Source organism: Streptomyces sp. NPDC026394, from assembly GCF_055567735.1.
The window spans coordinates 156,337-172,867 of record NZ_JBVHPX010000019.1 but is presented as its reverse complement, the minus strand read 5'-3'; the positions used below and the strand labels follow the sequence as shown (position 1 = coordinate 172,867).

The window sequence follows — 16,531 nt, the reverse complement described above, 5'->3', positions numbered from 1 at the left end:
GTAGACGGCCACACTCCCGATTCCGGCGTCCCGGCACGCCCGGGCAACGCGGACAGCGATTTCGCCTCGGTTGGCGATGAGCACCTTGCGCACGACGTGGACAGCCTTTCTGGGCCGGAGGAGGGGAGGCGGGAGCGTTCGGGAGCGGGAGCGTACGGCGCCGTGAGCGGTCAGCGCTGCCAGCTCGTCGGGGAGCGGTACGCAGGGCCGAGCTGCCCGGCACCCCACGCTGGGGTGGCCGGTGACGAAGGGGCGGATCGCGACAGTGTGTCGTGGTGGTCGCGCCCACGGGCGAGCAGGAGGGCGGTCAGTACGGCGATCTCGTCGCCGTCGGGGCTGCCGCGCACGATGCGGAACAGGCTCTCCGTACGCGGCAGGTGCTCCTCGGCGGTATCGGCGGCGTCGACGGTCACGGGTGCGCTCCTCGGGAAAGACGTCACTGGGGCTGGTTGCCGTGCTTGCGGTTCGGCAGCCCGGTGTGCTTGCCCCGCAGCATGGCCAGCGAGCTGATGAGGACGCGCCGGGTGTCGGCGGGGTCGATCACGTCGTCGACCAGGCCGCGTTCGGCCGCGTAGTACGGGTGCATCAGCTCGGACTTGTACTCCTTGACCATCTGGGCACGCGTCGCGTCGGGGTCGTCCGCCTCCGCGATCTGTTTGCGGAAGATGACGTTGGCGGCGCCTTCCGCACCCATCACCGCGATCTCGTTCGTCGGCCAGGCCAGCGAGATGTCCGCGCCGATGGAGCGCGAGTCCATGACGATGTACGCGCCGCCGTACGCCTTGCGCAGCACCACCGAGATCCGCGGCACGGTGGCGTTGCAGTACGCGTACAGCAGCTTGGCGCCGTGCCGGATGATGCCGCCGTGCTCCTGATCCACGCCGGGCAGGAAACCGGGCACGTCCACCAGGGTGACCAGCGGAATGTTGAAGGAGTCGCAGAACTGGACGAAGCGCGCGCCCTTCTCGCTGGAGTGGATGTCCAGGACTCCGGCCATGGCGCGGGGCTGGTTGGCCACCACGCCCACGACCTGGCCGTCGAGCCGGGCCAGCGCACACACGATGTTCTGCGCCCAGGTGGCGCTGATCTCGAAGTAGTCGCCGCCGTCCACGATCTCGGCGACGACCTCCCGCACGTCGTACGGCTGGTTCCCCTCGGCCGGCACCAGGTCGCGCAGGATCTCGGTGGTGCGGCCGGCGTCGTCGGCGCAGGGCTCGGGCGGGGGGAGTTCCCGGTTGTTCTGCGGGAGCATCGAGAGCAGGTAGCGGACCTCCTCGATGCAGGTCTCCTCGTCGTCGTACGCGAAGTGGGCCACACCGGAGGTCCGGGCGTGGACGTCCGCGCCGCCCAGGCCGTTCTGGGTGATCTCCTCGCCGGTCACCGCCTTGACCACGTCCGGGCCCGTGATGAACATCTGCGAGGTGTCCCGGACCATGAAGACGAAGTCGGTGAGCGCCGGTGAGTAGGCGGCCCCGCCCGCGCACGGCCCCAGCATCACCGAGATCTGCGGGATGACCCCGGACGCCTGGGTGTTGCGCTGGAAGATGCCGCCGTAGCCGGCCAGGGCGGTGACGCCCTCCTGGATGCGGGCCCCGGCGCCGTCGTTGAGGGACACCAGCGGCGCTCCCGCGGCGATGGCCCGGTCCATCAGCTTGTGGATCTTTTCGGCGTGGGCTTCGCCGAGCGCGCCACCGAAGATCCGGAAGTCATGGGCGTACACGAACACGGTCCGGCCGAACACCGTGCCCCAGCCGGTGATCACACCGTCGGTGTACGGCTTCTTGTGCTCCAGGCCGAAACCGGTGGCCCGGTGGCGGCGCAACTGCTCCACCTCCTGGAAGGAACCGTCGTCCAGGAGGAGTTCGATCCGTTCCCTGGCCGTCAGTTTTCCCTTGGCGTGCTGACGCTCGGTGGCGCGCGGATCCGGGCCGTCGACCGCGGCCCGGCGTTTGTCCCTGAGCTCGCTGAGAGATTCCTGCATCATGCGTTGTCCCCGTCCGTGTGAACCAGAAGTGGGCCCGAAGGTGCTCCGTTGGTGGTGGGCGAGCGGCGGGCCGGTGCCGCGGCGACGCGCCTGGGCCGGTGCGTCGCCGCGGCGTCCGGCCGCGGTGGTGCCGGACGTACGAGGTGGGCCGGGTGGGGCGCCGGCCCGTCCGGCGCTTACGCGGCGGCGGTGACCCGGGCCAACTGGCCGTTGACGTAGTCGACGAGGGACTGCGGAGTGGTCAGCTCGTCCATCGGGGCTTCGTCCGCCGCCACACCGAGTTCCTGCTCGATACGGGAGAGGGTTTCCAGCAGGGCGATGGAGTCGTAGCCCAGGTCCTCGAAGGTGATCGCGGCGACATCGCCGTCGAGGTCACCGGTCTCGGGCTCGCCGGCGCAGTCGCGCAGGATCGTACGGAGTCCGCCGAGGGTGAAGGTCATGTCTGGGTCCTTTCGGTGAGGAGCTTGGAGGGAGGTGTGGAGCCGTTCGGCCGGTACGGGCCGGGGGAGGCAGGCGCCGGCCGGTACGGGCCGGGGGAGGCAGGCGCCGGCCGGTGCGGGCCGGTCAGGAAACCCGCGAGACGACCGCGGCGGAGTTGAAGCCGCCGTCTCCGCGGGCGAGCACCAGCACGTGGTCCAGCGCAGCCGGACGCGGGCCGCCGAGTACCAGGTCCAGGCCCAGCTCCTCGGCGAGGCCGCCGGTGCCGACCGCCGGCGGGATCTCTCCGTCGCGGATGGCCAGCAGGGCGCTGACGACATCGGTCGCGGCACCGGCGCCGTACATGCGACCGGTCATGGTCTTGGGCAGGGACACCGGCACCCCCCGCGGGCCGAACAGGTCGACGATGGCGGCGGCCTCGGCCCGGTCGGCGCCGGCCTCGGCCGCGCCGTCGGCGAAGACCGCGCCGATGTCGTGCGGGGCCAGGCCGGCGTCGTCCAAGGCGATCCGGGCGGCCCTGGCCAGCGTCGGCGGCTGTCCGGTCGCCGGATGCGGGTCGAAGGTGGACCCGTAGCCGGTGATGGCGCCGTAGAGGTTCCGTGCGCCGCGTTCCCGGGCGGCACCGAGGGATTCCACGATCATCATGGCGCTGCCCTCACCGGGCACATGGCCGCACGCGGAGCGGTCGAACGGGGCGTACGCGGTGGCCGGGTCGGCACCGGTGCTCAGGTTTCCGGCGGTCATGGCGGCGGTCAGGCCGTACGGGCAGACCGGGGCGTCGGCGCCGCCGGCGACCACGAAGCGCTGCCCGGCACGCAGCCGCCGCCGGGCCTGGGCGAGGGCGTCGATGCCGCCGACCTGCCCGGTGACGACCACGCCGCTGGGGCCCTTGAGCTGGTGACGGATGGAGACCTGGCCGGTGTTGACGCCGTAGAACCAGGCGTAGGACATGTACGCGGTGACGTAGCGGGGGCCCTTGCTCCACAGGCTCTGCAGTTCCCGCTGGATGAACTCCACCCCGCCCACGGCGTTGGCGGTGACCACCGAACCGGCGAACTCCTCGAAGGCGGCCGGGTCCAGGTCCGCGTCGCGCAGGGCCCACTCGGTGGTGGCCAGGGACAACTGGGTGGCGCGGTCCGTGGCCGGGATGAGCCGGCTGGGGATGTGCTCCCTTGCTTCGAAGCCGCTGATCTCACCGGCGACCCGGACCGGATAGGAGGAGGCGTCGAAGCGGGTGATGGGGCCGAGCCCGCTGACGCCCTTGCGGGTCGCGGTCCAGAAGTCCTCGGTGCCCAGGCCGTTGGGGGCCGCCACCGAGACGCCGGTGACGACCGGCAGCTCGTCGTCGGACACCGCGCGGCGCCCGGTGGCCGACGGTCCGTACGCTGCCCGGAGTTCCGTGTTCATCGGTTGGCGCCTTCCTTGACGAGTACGGCCGCGCTCTGGAAACCGCCGAAGCCGCTGCCGACGCTCAGGGCCACGTCGACCCGCTTCTCGCGTGCCTCCAAGGGCACGTAGTCCAGGTCGCAGTCCGGGTCGGGCGTGTGCAGGTTGGCCGTGGGCGGGATGACGCCGTGCTCGATGGCCAGGGCGCAGGCCGCCAGCTCGATCGAGCCGATCGCGCCCAGGGAGTGGCCGATCACGGACTTGATGGAGCTGACCGGAGTCGTGCGCGCGGCGTCGCCCAGGCTGCGCTTGTACGCGGCCGTCTCGTGCCGGTCGTTCTGCTTGGTGCCCGAGCCGTGAGCGTTGATGTAGTCGATGGCCTCCGGGGCGACCCGCGCGGTGGCCAGCGCGGAGTCGATCGCGGCGGACATCTCCCGGCCGTCCGGGCGCAGCGCCGTCATGTGGTGGGCGTTGCACCGGGCGGCGAACGCCGCCACCTCGGCGATGACGTGGGCGCCGCGGGCGTGGGCGTGCTCGGCGGTCTCCAGGACGAAGACCGCGGCGCCCTCGCCGAGCACGAACCCGTCGCGGTCGCGGTCGAAGGGCCGCGAGGCGTGGCCGGGGTCCGCGTTGTTGGGCGAGGTGGCCTTGATCGCGTCGAAGCAGGCCACGGTGATGGGCGTGATGGGGGCGTCGGTGGCCCCGGCGATCACGACGTCTGCGCTGCCTTCCCGCAGGATGTCGCAGGCGTACCCGACGGAGTCCAGCCCCGAGGTGCAGCCCGCGGAGATCATGGCGGCCGGGCCCTGGGCGCCGGTGAGCCAGGCGATCTCGCGGACCAGCGAGCTGGGGGTGTTGTAGTCCGCCAGGTACGGGCCGGCCTTCCCCGGCGTCAGCTCCCAGGAGGCGCCGTCCCCGCTGATGTCGCGGTAGGCGCGGTCGAGTTCGCGTACCGAGCCCACGGCACTGCCCAGTGCCACGCCCATCCGGGCCGCGACCCGGTCGGTGACCTCCAGGCCGGACTGCTCCAGGGCCTCCCGCGCGGCCACGTGGGCGAATTGGGAGGAGCGGCTCATGCGCTGTGCCTGCTCCTCGGTGAACCCGTTCTCCTCGGGCCGGAAGTCGCACTCGGCCGCGATGCGTGAGCGAAAGCCGGTGGCGTCGAATGCGGTGATGTTCCGGGTGGCGCTCCGCCCGCTCGTCAAGGTTTCCCAGAAATTCTTGACACCGATTCCACGCGGGGCCACCACGCCGATTCCGGTGATCACTACGCGCCTTGGCGGCAGCATGCTCGAATCCCCCTAAGCCTTACCGTCTTGAATTGCGGATGTCTGCTCGTGTTCCTGAATGCTGACGGTGTTCCGGTGGCGGCTGGAAGGGTCCGGGGGCCCAACGGAAAAAAGTTGCCACCCGGCATGGATTCCGTGTGCCCGGCCGTGCCCGGCTCCGTTCCCCTGTCCCGCCGTACCCCTGTGACGTGGTGTTTCGGCGCCCCGGGGGTTCTTTGGGTCCTGAGGCCCTGTCTCGTTCCGGGTGCAGCTGGAAGGCTGTGTGAAAGACGGGCCATTTCGTGCTGCATTCGAGGAGGCAAGGGGACACGGTGGAAATCTGTGACGTGGCCGTGGTCGGTTACGGCCCGGTGGCGCAAGTGCTGAGCGCCCTGCTGGGGCAATCCGGGTACAACGTCGCCGCCTTTGAGAAACAGCCGGGCATCGCCTGCTCGCCGCGTGCCATCCATATCGACGACGAGATCATGCGGCTCATGGAGAAGATCGGTGCGGGTGCGGAGATCCGCGAAGGCGCCGTGTGCTGGGACACGTACGACACCAGGACCGCGGCATTCGGCGGTGAACTCCTGCGCCATTTCGACTGGAGCGGCATCGGCCGGCACGGCTGGCGCGAGCACTGGAGCTTCTACCAGCCCCGTCTCGAAGCCGCCGTCGACCGCCGGGTGCGGGACTGCTCCTCGGTCACGGTCCACTTCGGCACCGAGGCCGTGGCGCTGGAGCAGGACGCGGACGGTGTGACGCTGACCGTGGCCGACTCCGCCACCGGTGAACGCCGCACTGTACGGGCCCGTCACCTGGTCGGAGCCGACGGTGCGGACGGCTTCGTCCGCGAGGCGCTCGGCATCGCCGTCACCCGCGGCAGCGGCGGGCCCCGCCGGCTCGTCCTGGACGTGGAGGAGAGGCACCCGATGTCCTTCGCGTTCGAGAACGGGCACTTCCTGGACCCCGAGCGGCCCGGCTGCCTCTTCCGCCTGGGCGCCGCACACCGCCGCTTCGAGTTCCAGCTCTTCGACCACGAAGCCGCCGAGGACTTCACCGAGGAGCGGGCCTGGGAACTGCTCTCCCCGTGGGGCGGCCCGGACGACTTCACGCTGCTGCGCCGGCCGGTGATCACCTTCCGCGAGCTGATGGCGGAGACCTGGCAGGCCGGCCGCTGCTTCCTGGCCGGTGACGCGGCCCACGCCATGTGGCCGTTCGCGGGGCAGGGCATGTGCTCGGGCATGCGCGACGCCGCGGCGCTGGCCTGGCGGCTGGACCTGCTGTACCGCGGTGCCGCCGACGCCTCGGTCCTCGACACCTACACGGCCGACCGCAAGGACGACGTACAGAGCTGCATGGACCAGGCGCGGCAGGTGGGCGAGCCGTGCATCGTCCTCGACCCGGAGCAGATCGAGCGCCGCAACGCCACGATGCGGGCCCAACTCGCCGATCCCGCGCTGCGCCCGGTCCCCGCCCAGCGGCCCGGCCCCCGGGCGTTCGCCCGTGGCGGCGACCCTGCGGCGGGCAGGCCCGGCATCCAGGCGGACGTCCGGGCCGGTAGCCGCCAGGGGATGTTCGACGAGGTCGTCGGGCACGGATTCGTCCTGCTCACCAGCTCCGCCGAGGCCGTCGCCGCCGTCTCCTCCCTGGCACCGGAGTTGCGCGCCGTGCTGGACGCGGCCGGCGTGACCGTCGCCCATGTGGGCCCCGAGGGGTCCCCGGCCCCGCTCACGGACGTCACGGGGGCGTACGGCGACTGGCTGGCAGAACTCGGCGCCGACTGCGTACTGATCCGCCCGGACTTCGCCGTGTACGGCTCCGCCACCGGAGGCCCCGGCAGCCGGGAGCTGCTGACGGACTTCGCCGGTTCCCTGACCGCCCGGCGCCTCGCCCAGGCGTGAGGCGGTCCAGCAGGCCCTCGACGGCCCGGCCCGCGCCGTCCGCCGGTCCGCACACCACCGCCGGCCCACCCACGACCAAGGAAACCGTCATGCCGCACACACCGGAAACCACTGTCAGCATCGCCCACCACTCACGGCAGGGCCACACGGCCGTCCTGGCCGCGGCCGTGGCCGACGGCGCGCTGGAGGCCGGGGCGCAGGCCCATCTGATCGCGGTCGACCGTATCGACGAGGACGGCTGGCGCCTGCTGGACGCCTCCGACGCGATCGTCTTCGGCTGCCCCACCTACATGGGCAACGTCTCCTCGGAGTTCCAGGCCTTCGCCGAAGCCACCTCACGCCGCTGGCTGGACGGAGTGTGGCAGGACAAGATCGCGGCGGGCTTCACCAACTCGGGCTGCCTGAGCGGCGACAAGCTCCAGGTGCTGCAGGCACTGACGATCCTGGCCGCCCAGCACGGGATGCACTGGGTCAACCTCGGCCTCAAGCCGGGCTTCAGCGCCAGCACCGACAGCATGGACACCCCCAACCGCCTGGGCCTCTTCCTCGGCGCCGGCGCGCAGTCGCCCGCCGACCTGGGGGACGAGGGGCTGCACAAGTCCGACCTGGAAACCTGTCGGCTGCTCGGCGTGCGGGTGGCCGCGGTGAGCGCGGCCCTCACCGCCGGTACGCGGCTGTCGGCCGACGGCGTACGGGCGGGGGCGGCATGAGCGTCGAAGCCTTCGACTCCACGGCGCCGTCCTGCTGCGCGACGACGGACGAGCCGCGGGACACGGCCGAGCTGGGGCGGCTGTCCCCGGTGGCCGACCACGTCTACGCCTTCACCCAGCCGGACTGGGGCTGGGGCCTCAACAACAGCGGAGTGGTCGCCACCGACGAGGGCGTCCTGCTGGTCGACACCTGCTTCACCGAGCGGCGGACCGCGAGACTGCGTGAGGAGACCGCCCGGGTCAGCGACGCGCCGGTGCGGTACGTGGTCAACACCCACCACCACGGGGACCACACCTTCGGCAACCACCAGTTCCCCGAGGCCGCCGTCATAGGCCACCCGTACTGCCGGGACAAGATCATCAGCGAGGGGCTGGCCGTGGTCCCGTACTTCGACACCGTGGAGTGGGGCGACATCAGCGTCCGCCCGCCGACGGTGCTGTGCGAGGACCGCCTGACGCTCTCGCTCGGCGGCCTCACGGCCGAGGTCGTCCCGGTCGCCCCGGCCCACACGCTGGGCGACGTGGTGGTGTGGCTCCCCGGGCCGCGGGTGCTCTTCGTCGGGGACATCATCTTCAACGGCTGTACGCCGGTGATCACCGACGGGTCCCTGTCCGGCATCCGCACCGCGTTGCAGACCCTGCGCGCGCTGCGGCCCGAGGTGGTGGTCCCCGGCCACGGCCCGCTCGCGGGCCCCGAGGTCTTCGACGCCGCCGACGAGTACTTCGACTTCGTCGAGGACGCCGCCCGTAAGGGGCGCGCTCGCGGACTGAACCCGCTGGAAGCGGCCCGGGCGGTGGACCTGGGCGCGTACGCCGCCTGGAACGACAGCGAGCGCCTGGTGGCCAACATCGCGCGGACGTACTCGGAGATGGACGGCGAGCCGGTCGGAACGCCGCTCCAGCGCAAGGAGATCGCGCCGATGATGACGGCCTTCGCGGGCCGGCCGCTGCGCTGCCGGGCCTGACGGCGCACTTTCGCACACAACTCTCGTACGAGGAGAACGGCATGAAGATCGGACGCGTCCTGCGGGACGGCGTGGACGGGCCGGTGCCCCGGCTGGTGTCGGTGCACCCGGAGACCCGGACGGTGCTCGACCTGGCCGCCGAGGAGCGGCGCAGGCTCGTCGAAGCCGGTGCCTCGGCGCGCCGGGCGGCGCGGCTGGCCGCGGCGCAGTTCCCCGGCAGCCTGACCGAGGCGCTGGAGACCGGGCCCGCTTTCACCGAGGCCGTCGGCCGGGTGCTGGCGGACGCCGACCCGGCCGCCGGCCTCCCCATGGCGCAGGTTCACTGGCTGCCGCCGGTGGACCCGCCGGTGCTGCGGGACTTCAACGCCTTCAAGAACCACGAGGCCACCGCGCCCGACGTGTGGTTCGAGGTCCCGCTCTTCTTCAAGATCAACCCGTCGACGTTGGTCGGACCCGGCGACGAGGTGGTCTGGCCGGCCGGCTGCGAGCACCTGGACTACGAGCTCGAACTGGGCCTCGTCATCGGCCGCCCGGCCCGTGACCTGACGCCCGGGACGGCCCGCGGAGCCCTGTTCGGCGTGACCGTCTTCAACGACTTCAGCGCCCGGAACCTGCTGCGGTACGAGATGGAAGGACGGCTCGGCCCCGCCAAGGGCAAGGACTTCTCCACCGCGGTGGGCCCGTGGGTGGTCACCACCGACGAACTCGACCTGACGGACCTGACGATGACCGCTCACGTCAACGGTGAGGAGTGGTCCCGCGGTAACAGCGGCTCGCTGGTGTGGAGCATCGAGGAGATCCTCAGCTACGCCTCCCGCTCGGAGCCACTGGTCCCCGGGGAGGTCATCGGCACCGGCACGGTGGCGGGTGGCAGCGGCTGGGAGCTGGGGCGCAAGCTGCAGCCCGGCGACACCGTACGCCTGGAGATCGCCGGAGCGGGCTGGCTGGAGAACACCGTCGGCAAGCCCGACCCCGTGCGCTGGCGGCCGACCCCGCGCAAGAAGGCGGCGGCCGGATGACGGCCACCGGCGCGGCCCGGGACACGGGCGGGACGACAGCCGTGGGCCGGACGGAGACCCAGGGCGGGACACCGGCCGCGGACGGCCTTGCAGACACCGGGAAGAAGACGAAGGACGGACAGGACATGACGGAAACCGCGGCCATCGCCCGCAAACTGTTCACCGCTCTCCAGGACGCCGACGTACCGGTGATCCACGAGCTGATCGCCGAGGACCTGGTCGACCACAGCCCGATGTTCGGCCGCAACGCGTTCGAGCGGGAGAACCTCAAGGAGTCGGCGGTCCGCTTCAAGACCGCGTTCCCCGACGTCCGAATCCACACCGAGCACGTGCTCGCGGACGGGGACAAGGTCCTGGTCCACGAGATCGTGACCGGCACCAACACCGGCCCGTTCGGCGAGCAGCCGCCCACCGGGCGCACGATGCGGGTACAGGCCGCCCACATCCTGCGGATCGCCGGCGGCCGGGTCGTCGAGCACTGGTCCGTACGGGAGTTGGAGACCATGCGCGCCGCACTGGGCATCGGCGAGGACGGTACCCCGCATGGCGGCCGGTGACGGGCAGGACGGAGGCCGTTCCGGGCAGGCTCCCGCCGGGCCCGGCCGCGGGCGGCACGGTGCCGGCTGGATCGATGTCCACGCCCACCTGGTGCCGCCCTCCTTCGACCGCGCCTGGCACGCGGCCCCGCCGGCCCACCGGGACGGCATGCCCGCCCTGCCGAAGTGGTCCCTCGACACGGCGCTGGCGGACATGGACCGTACGGGCGTAAGCGCCGCGGCCGTCGGTGTTCCCTCGCCGGGAGTGAACTTCGGCGACCCCCGGGGCGCCGCTGACCTGGCCCGCCGCATCAACGACGAGAGCGCCGAGATCGTCGCCGGCTCCGGAGGGCGGCTCGGTCTGCTGGCCTGCCTGCCGCTCACCGACCCGGACGCGGCGCCGGCGGAGATCGCGGCCACGGCGGACCGGCCGGAGGTCCACGGGTACGTCCTGTTCACCAACAACGGCGGCCGCTACCCCGGCGATCCCGTGTTCCGGCCCGTCCTCGCCGAACTCGACCGCCGGAACGCCACCGTGCTGCTGCACCCGACCTCGGCGCCCACCGTGGAGGTGCCGGGCGTACGCCGGCCGCCGAGCGCTCTGCTGGAATTCCCCTTCGACACCACCCGGGCCGTCATCGACCTGGTGCTGTCGGGCGCACTGGCCGAGTTCCCCGGAATCCGGTGGATCGTGCCCCACGCCGGAGCGACGCTGGGCGTGCTCGCGGACCGGGTGGACGCCCTGGCCGCGGCCATGCTCCCGGGCACCCGGATCGATGTACTGGGCGCCCTGCGTTCGCTGTACTACGACCTGTCAGGCCCCGCTCTGCCGAGGCAGTTGGAGACGCTGCTGCGCATCGCCGATCCGCTGCGCCTGCTGTACGGGACCGACCTGCCGTTCTTTCCACGGGATCTGGTGTACCGGTGGCGCGAGGAGTTGGCCCGTACCGAGGTGCTGGACGAGCGGCAGCGGCGGGCAGCGGCCCGGGACACTGCCGCCTTCCTCTTCCCCGGGCTGGCCGCGGTCTGATCAGGCCGACGGGCCCGAAGCTCCGGACAGATCGCGCGAGCGGCGCCCCGGCACCCGGCCGGAGCGCCGCCCGCGGGCTGTTGTCTGTCTCAGGCGGACACCTTGCAACGGCCCCGGTCCGCTTCCCAGGGGACGGCGGGACGGTTCGCACGGTCGCACCGGCCGTCACCGGCTACGCCCGCCCGCTCGTCCGGCTGCTCGGTACGGGCCAGGCCCAGCCAGATCGCCATGGCCTCGGCGCGGTGGCGGGCACCCAGCTTGGCGAACAGCCGGTTGATGTGGTTCTTGACGGTCTTCTCGCTGATGAACAGTGCCTGCGCGATCTCGGTATTGGTGAAACCGCGCGACAGGCCGTTCATGATGTCCCGTTCCCGGTCGGAAACGCCTTCCCGGCCGGCCCCGGCCGTCGGGTGTTCACCGCCCGGTAAATAGGTGAGCGCGGGAGCGGCCAAGGCCTCCGGCGAGCCCGCGCCTCTGCCCGCGCGCGGGCAGACCAGGACGGTTCCCCAGGTGGAGACCAGGCACGGCACGTGCGCGAGGTCTTTCTTGTGGTCCTCGCGGATGTGCCACAGGACCAGGTCCCGTCCACCGGTACCCGCCGTGGCCCGCGACTGTCCCGAGCACGTTCCCGGTGTCTCCCGGGGCGCCCGGTCGGCAGCCTCGGCGGCGCCGTTCGGCACGACCACGTAGGGGGCGACCGGAGCACCGCAGGAACAGTTCGAGAGGGGCCCGGACGGAAGGTTGACGGATAGGGAATCGCTGCGAGAACTTATGTTGAATTTTCGTCCGGGTTTGCCTGACATGCTTTTGGTCCCCCATCTGGTGAGCTAAGCGTTCCCTGCTTAGAACCCTTCCAAAAAACGTCATCGGCCGGCAGTGCCCGCAAGGAATGGCGCAGGGCCGGCCACAGCGTCGAAAACATTACCGTGTTCTTCGGTCCGGGCAACTGCGGTGAGACGGAGATCACCCGTCTCGCCATCTCAGCGTAAATACGGCGCCAACGGCCTGGTGGACATGGTTCGGCTTTATCTGTCTTTTGCTTTTCCGTGGTGATTGCGTAGGCGCAAATCGGACGAGGTGGCGGGCGGAGTGCCCCGTTCCGTCCCTCGGCGGGCGATTTTCCATCGGTGAATGGTCGCCTGAGGCGACGTGATCCCACTGCACCGTGCGGTTTGCCGTAACTTTTGAAAGTCATGGGTGAAATTCGACCGGAGGTGCGCGAAAAAGCAGCGTGGACCGCACGGGGGCAATTCGGGCTCATGCCACGCGCCAAACTACTTTCCCTGTACAGTAAGCCGGGGCAGGGCTCGCCGTCCACATCAATCCTGATAACCGGAGGTTGTGCCAGATGAAATCTGTCGACCTGAACCTCCTCATCGCGCTGGACGCCCTGCTGGAGGAAGGCAGCGTCTCCGGCGCCGCCGAGCGCATGCGCACCTCCACCCCCACCATGAGCCGGACCCTGGCCCGGCTGCGACGGGCCTTCGGCGACCCGCTCCTGGTGCGCGCCGGCCGGCAGATGGTGCCGACGCCGCGTGCCCTCGCCATCCGTGAGCAGGTGCGTTCGCTGGTCGAGCAGGCCACGGGGATGTTCCTGGAGACCGGCGTGCCGGACCTGGGCTCGCTGAAGACCACGTTCACCGTGCAGGCCAACGACATGGTGGTCGGCGCGCTCGCCCAGCCCCTGCTGGGCGCCGTCCACCGGCAGGCGCCCAACGTCACGGTGCGGTTCGTGCCGGAGGACTCCGGTGACAGCACCCCCAAACTGCGGGAGGGCGGCACCGACCTGGTGATCAGCGTGGCCGACTCCGCCTCCGGAGAGGTCAACAGCGAACGGCTCGTCGTCGACCGGGTGCTGGCCCTGGTCCGCGCCGGGCACCCGCTGCTGCGCGGCGAGGTCACCCTGGAGCGGTTCGCCGGGGCCCAGCACATCAGCGTCTCCCGGCGCGGCCGGCTCACCGGGCCCATCGACGACCACCTCGCCGAGCGCGGGCTGCACCGGCAGGTGGTCTCGGTCGTACCGAGCTGGGTGGCCTCCTGGCACATGCTGGCGCAGACCGACCTGGTGGGGCTGGCCACCGAGAAGCTGAGCCGTCAGGCCGTCCGTCTCCTCGACCTGCGCACCGTACGGATTCCGCTGCGGCTCCCGCCCATCGTCATCGCGCAGTCCTGGCACGTCCGGCACCAGGCCGACCCCACGCACACCTGGTTCCGGCACTGCGTCCGCGGTGTCTTCGAGAGCCTGCACGCCGACAGCGGCAGCGGCCTCGACGAGCCCACCCCCGCCTGACTGGCCCGCACCAGCCCATTGCCCCCGAAGGCAACGCTGCCTTATCGGAATTGCATTTTGTGATGCCTGGTGCCGCGGATACCGTGGGATCGATACTGATGAATTGGCGACTCCGCCGTAGGGCCTGAGAATGAAAACTCCCGGGCGGCAGCCGCATTCCGGACATCCGGAATTCCCGCGCGTGTTTTATATACAGATAGGCGGCTGGTGCTGGTCATGCAGCGCAACGATTACGACGTCCTCATCGCCGGCGGTGGCCCGGTCGGGCTGATGCTCGCCGGTGAGCTGCGGATGTACGGGGTGTCCACGCTGGTCGTGGAGCGCCTCGCGCCCGGGGCCAACGAGCCGAGGACCCTGACGATCCACGCCCGGACCCTCGAAATCATGGACCGCCGCGATCTGCTCACCGATTTCCTGGCGGCCGAAAAGGACACGGCAAATCTGGACGAGTACCGCCGCCGCCTGGCGAACACTTCGGCGCGCGGGCATTTCGCCGGAATGTTCGTACTGGGCCGCGGTACCGTCACCGCAGAACAGCCCCAGGAACTGGCGCTGACCCGCGAAGCCACCGAGGCCGTGCTGACCCGCCGTGCGACCGGGACCGGAGCCGTCGTCCGGCACGGCGCCGAGGTCACGGGGCTCGACCAGGACGCCGACGGGGTGGCCGTCACGGTGCGGGACGAGCAGGGCAGCAGCGTGATCCGGGCGGGCTACGTGGTCGGCTGCGACGGTGGACGCAGCACCGTACGCAAGCTCGCCGGCATCGGCTTCCCGGGCACCGAACCGCAGTTGGTCAACTGGATGGGCCTGGGCACGATCACCGACGTGGACCGCCTTCCCATGGGCTGGCAGCGGCGCGAGCGCGGCTGGTTCATGCGGATGCCCGACGGCCGCATCTCCACCACCGAGTGGGACCGGCCGGTGCCCGACACGCCGGCCACCGCCCAGGAACTGGTCGAGTCCGTCCACCGGGTCACCGGCGAACGCATCGAGTTCACCGACGTCCGCTTCGTCTCCCGGTTCACCGACAGCACCCGGCTGGCCGCGCAGTACCGGGCCGGGCGCGTCCTGCTCGCCGGAGACGCCGCGCACGTGCACTTCCCCGCGGGCGGCCAGGGAGCCAACCTGGGCCTCCAGGACGCCGTGAACCTGGGCTGGAAGCTCGCCGCCGCCTGCCAGGGCCGCCCCGAACCGCTGGACACCTACGAAGCCGAGCGCCGCCCGGTCGCCGAACGGGTCCTGCAGAACACCCGCGCCCAGGTCGCCCTGATGCGCCCGGGGCCTCAGGTCGACGCGCTGCGCGAGCTGTTCACCGTCCTCATGGGCTTCGACGAGGTCAACAACTACCTGACCGACGCGATCTACGGCACCGACATCCACTACGGCGGCAGTGCCGACCCGCGCGTCGGTACCTTCGTCGCCGACCGGCAGCTCAAGACCGACGCCGGAACGGTACGCCTGGCGGAACTGCTGCGCGGCGGACGCCCGTTGCTGCTGGACCTCACCGGCACCTCCGACGCCGTACGCGCCGCGGAGCCCTGGAGCGACCGCATACGGGCCGTCGCCGCCCTGGACACCGACGCGGAGGCCGCCGTGCTCCTCATCCGTCCCGACGGCTGTCTCGCCTGGGCCGGTGACGCGCCCGTCAGCGACGCGGGCCTGCGCACCGCCCTGACCGAATGGTGCGGCCCCGCCCGCACCTGACCGCCCGTCGGCTACCACGCGGGCCCGGCCCGGCCCGCGCGGCCCCGGCCGGGCCCCCACACCGCCGCCCCCCCCGCCCGCTCCACGGAGGAGGACCCGTGCCCCTAGCACTGGCCGCACTCACCCTGGCCGCCTTCGGCATCGGCACCACCGAGTTCGTCGTGATGGGCCTGCTGCCGACCGTCGCGCACGACCTGGACGTCTCCATCCCCGACGCCGGATACCTGGTCTCGGCGTACGCCCTCGGGGTCGTCATCGGCGCCCCGTTGCTCACCCTGGCCGCCCGGCGGCTGCCCGCCAAGACCACGCTGCTGTCGCTGATGGCCCTGTTCACCATCGGCAACATCGCCACCACGCTGGCCCCCAACGAACCGGTCATGCTGGTGACGCGGTTCGTGGCGGGCCTGCCGCACGGGGCCTTCTTCGGGGTGGGCGCCGTGGTCGCCGCGGGCATGGTCACCGCCGACCGCACCGCCAAGGCGGTGTCGATGATGTTCCTCGGCCTCGCGCTGGCCAACATCGCCGGCGTACCGCTCGGCACCTACCTCGGCACCACGCTGGGCTGGCGCTCCGCGTTCGTGGTCGTCGCCGCCATCGGCGTACTCAGCGTGATCGCCATCGCCCTCATGATTCCCCGGCAGCCGAAGTCCGCCCCCACCTCCGTCCGCGACGAACTCGCCGCGTTCCGCCGAGGCGACGTCTGGCTGGCGCTGGGCACCGTCACCGTCGGCTTCGCCAGCATCTTCACCGTCTACAGCTACGTCGCCCCCCTGCTGACCGAGGCCAGCGGCTTCACCCCCACCTCCGTCAGCTACCTCCTGGTCCTGCTCGGTGTGGGCATGACGGTGGGCAACGTCATCGGCGGCCGCGCCGCCGACCGCGCCCTGGTCCCCAGCCTCTACACGGCCCTGGCGGTCCTGGCCGTCGTCCTGGTGCTGTTCGCACTCGCCGCCCCGCTGAAGATCACCGCGGCCGTCGGGCTCTTCGCGTCCGGCGTCGCCGGATTCAGCCTCGGCCCGATCATGCAGACCTACATCATGAGCAAGGCCCCCGACAGCGCCTCACTGGTCTCCGCGTCCGTCCAGTCCGCGTTCAACATCGCCAACTCCCTCGGCGCCTACCTCGGCGGCCTCGTCATCTCGGCCGGCTTCGGCTACACCGCGCCGGTCTGGCTCGGCGCCCTGCTCGCCGTGGTCGGCCTCGTCCTGGCCGTCGTCGTCACCGCGGCCACCCGGCGCGGACAGGGCCCCGGGACCCTGCCGGTTCCCCAGCCGCAGCTGAACAATCAGAACTGACCGAA

Annotated in this window: 16 protein-coding genes; 9 read left to right on the top strand and 7 right to left on the bottom strand. The window is 71.4% G+C overall.

Annotated features, from left to right (window positions below; translation table 11 throughout):
- From ACZ4QV_RS32755 to ACZ4QV_RS32730, 6 genes are all read right to left on the bottom strand, one after another.
- Nucleotides 1–93 (bottom strand): biotin carboxylase N-terminal domain-containing protein (locus tag ACZ4QV_RS32755; RefSeq protein WP_351219746.1); only part of this gene is annotated, 93 nt, incomplete at its 3' end.
- A gap of 77 nt (nt 94–170) precedes the next feature.
- On the bottom strand, nt 171–413 hold the full coding sequence (locus ACZ4QV_RS32750) for an acyl-CoA carboxylase subunit epsilon (protein WP_361157464.1): 243 nt from the start codon (nt 411–413) through the stop codon (nt 171–173).
- Nucleotides 414–436: 23 nt separating this feature from the next.
- Nucleotides 437–1,984 carry an acyl-CoA carboxylase subunit beta gene (locus ACZ4QV_RS32745; RefSeq protein ID WP_361639849.1) on the bottom strand — a complete coding sequence of 516 codons (1,548 nt, stop codon included), beginning with the start codon at nt 1,982–1,984 and terminating at the stop codon, nt 437–439.
- Nucleotides 1,985–2,160: 176 nt separating this feature from the next.
- Nucleotides 2,161–2,424, bottom strand: a complete 264-nt coding sequence (locus tag ACZ4QV_RS32740) for an acyl carrier protein (RefSeq protein WP_361157458.1) — start codon at nt 2,422–2,424, stop codon at nt 2,161–2,163.
- 124 nt (nt 2,425–2,548) lie between these two features.
- The gene (locus ACZ4QV_RS32735) at nt 2,549–3,829 is read right to left on the bottom strand and encodes a beta-ketoacyl synthase N-terminal-like domain-containing protein (protein ID WP_361157455.1); all 1,281 of its coding nucleotides are present in this window, start codon (nt 3,827–3,829) and stop codon (nt 2,549–2,551) included.
- A complete protein-coding gene (locus ACZ4QV_RS32730) occupies nt 3,826–5,097 on the bottom strand; it encodes a beta-ketoacyl-[acyl-carrier-protein] synthase family protein (protein WP_361157452.1) in 1,272 nt (423 codons plus the stop codon). The genes ACZ4QV_RS32735 and ACZ4QV_RS32730 overlap by 4 nt, the downstream gene beginning before the upstream one ends.
- Nucleotides 5,098–5,408: 311 nt before the next feature.
- On the opposite strand from ACZ4QV_RS32730, the gene ACZ4QV_RS32725 reads away from it, so the two are divergent.
- The 6 genes from ACZ4QV_RS32725 (at nt 5,409) to ACZ4QV_RS32700 (ending at nt 11,237) form a co-directional block, all read left to right on the top strand.
- Nucleotides 5,409–6,977 (top strand): bifunctional 3-(3-hydroxy-phenyl)propionate/3-hydroxycinnamic acid hydroxylase, encoded by a 1,569-nt coding sequence (locus tag ACZ4QV_RS32725; RefSeq protein ID WP_467763785.1) that lies wholly within the window; start codon nt 5,409–5,411, stop codon nt 6,975–6,977.
- A gap of 89 nt (nt 6,978–7,066) precedes the next feature.
- The gene (locus ACZ4QV_RS32720; RefSeq protein ID WP_361157446.1) at nt 7,067–7,687 is read left to right on the top strand and encodes a flavodoxin family protein; all 621 of its coding nucleotides are present in this window, start codon (nt 7,067–7,069) and stop codon (nt 7,685–7,687) included.
- Nucleotides 7,684–8,652 (top strand): MBL fold metallo-hydrolase, encoded by a 969-nt coding sequence (locus tag ACZ4QV_RS32715; protein WP_467763784.1) that lies wholly within the window; start codon nt 7,684–7,686, stop codon nt 8,650–8,652. The genes ACZ4QV_RS32720 and ACZ4QV_RS32715 overlap by 4 nt, the downstream gene beginning before the upstream one ends.
- Before the next feature lie 41 nt (nt 8,653–8,693).
- Complete coding sequence (locus ACZ4QV_RS32710; protein WP_467763783.1) at nt 8,694–9,671, top strand: fumarylacetoacetate hydrolase family protein; 978 nt, start codon at nt 8,694–8,696, stop codon at nt 9,669–9,671.
- A complete protein-coding gene (locus ACZ4QV_RS32705; protein ID WP_467763782.1) occupies nt 9,668–10,228 on the top strand; it encodes an ester cyclase in 561 nt (186 codons plus the stop codon). Before ACZ4QV_RS32710 ends, ACZ4QV_RS32705 begins: the two co-directional genes overlap by 4 nt.
- Nucleotides 10,215–11,237 carry an amidohydrolase family protein gene (locus ACZ4QV_RS32700; RefSeq protein ID WP_361639861.1) on the top strand — a complete coding sequence of 341 codons (1,023 nt, stop codon included), beginning with the start codon at nt 10,215–10,217 and terminating at the stop codon, nt 11,235–11,237. The genes ACZ4QV_RS32705 and ACZ4QV_RS32700 overlap by 14 nt, the downstream gene beginning before the upstream one ends.
- A gap of 89 nt (nt 11,238–11,326) precedes the next feature.
- Here ACZ4QV_RS32700 and ACZ4QV_RS32695 read toward each other — a convergent pair whose 3' ends face one another.
- On the bottom strand, nt 11,327–11,923 hold the full coding sequence (locus ACZ4QV_RS32695) for a helix-turn-helix transcriptional regulator (protein ID WP_361157432.1): 597 nt from the start codon (nt 11,921–11,923) through the stop codon (nt 11,327–11,329).
- 662 nt (nt 11,924–12,585) lie between these two features.
- Between ACZ4QV_RS32695 and ACZ4QV_RS32690 the strand changes: the two genes are divergently transcribed.
- From ACZ4QV_RS32690 to ACZ4QV_RS32680, 3 genes are all read left to right on the top strand, one after another.
- Nucleotides 12,586–13,527 carry a LysR family transcriptional regulator gene (locus ACZ4QV_RS32690; protein WP_361157430.1) on the top strand — a complete coding sequence of 314 codons (942 nt, stop codon included), beginning with the start codon at nt 12,586–12,588 and terminating at the stop codon, nt 13,525–13,527.
- 216 nt (nt 13,528–13,743) lie between these two features.
- Complete coding sequence (locus ACZ4QV_RS32685; RefSeq protein ID WP_361616763.1) at nt 13,744–15,231, top strand: FAD-dependent monooxygenase; 1,488 nt, start codon at nt 13,744–13,746, stop codon at nt 15,229–15,231.
- A 98-nt stretch (nt 15,232–15,329) separates the two neighbouring features.
- Nucleotides 15,330–16,526, top strand: a complete 1,197-nt coding sequence (locus ACZ4QV_RS32680; RefSeq protein ID WP_361616760.1) for an MFS transporter — start codon at nt 15,330–15,332, stop codon at nt 16,524–16,526.
- Nucleotides 16,527–16,531 lie beyond the last annotated feature (5 nt).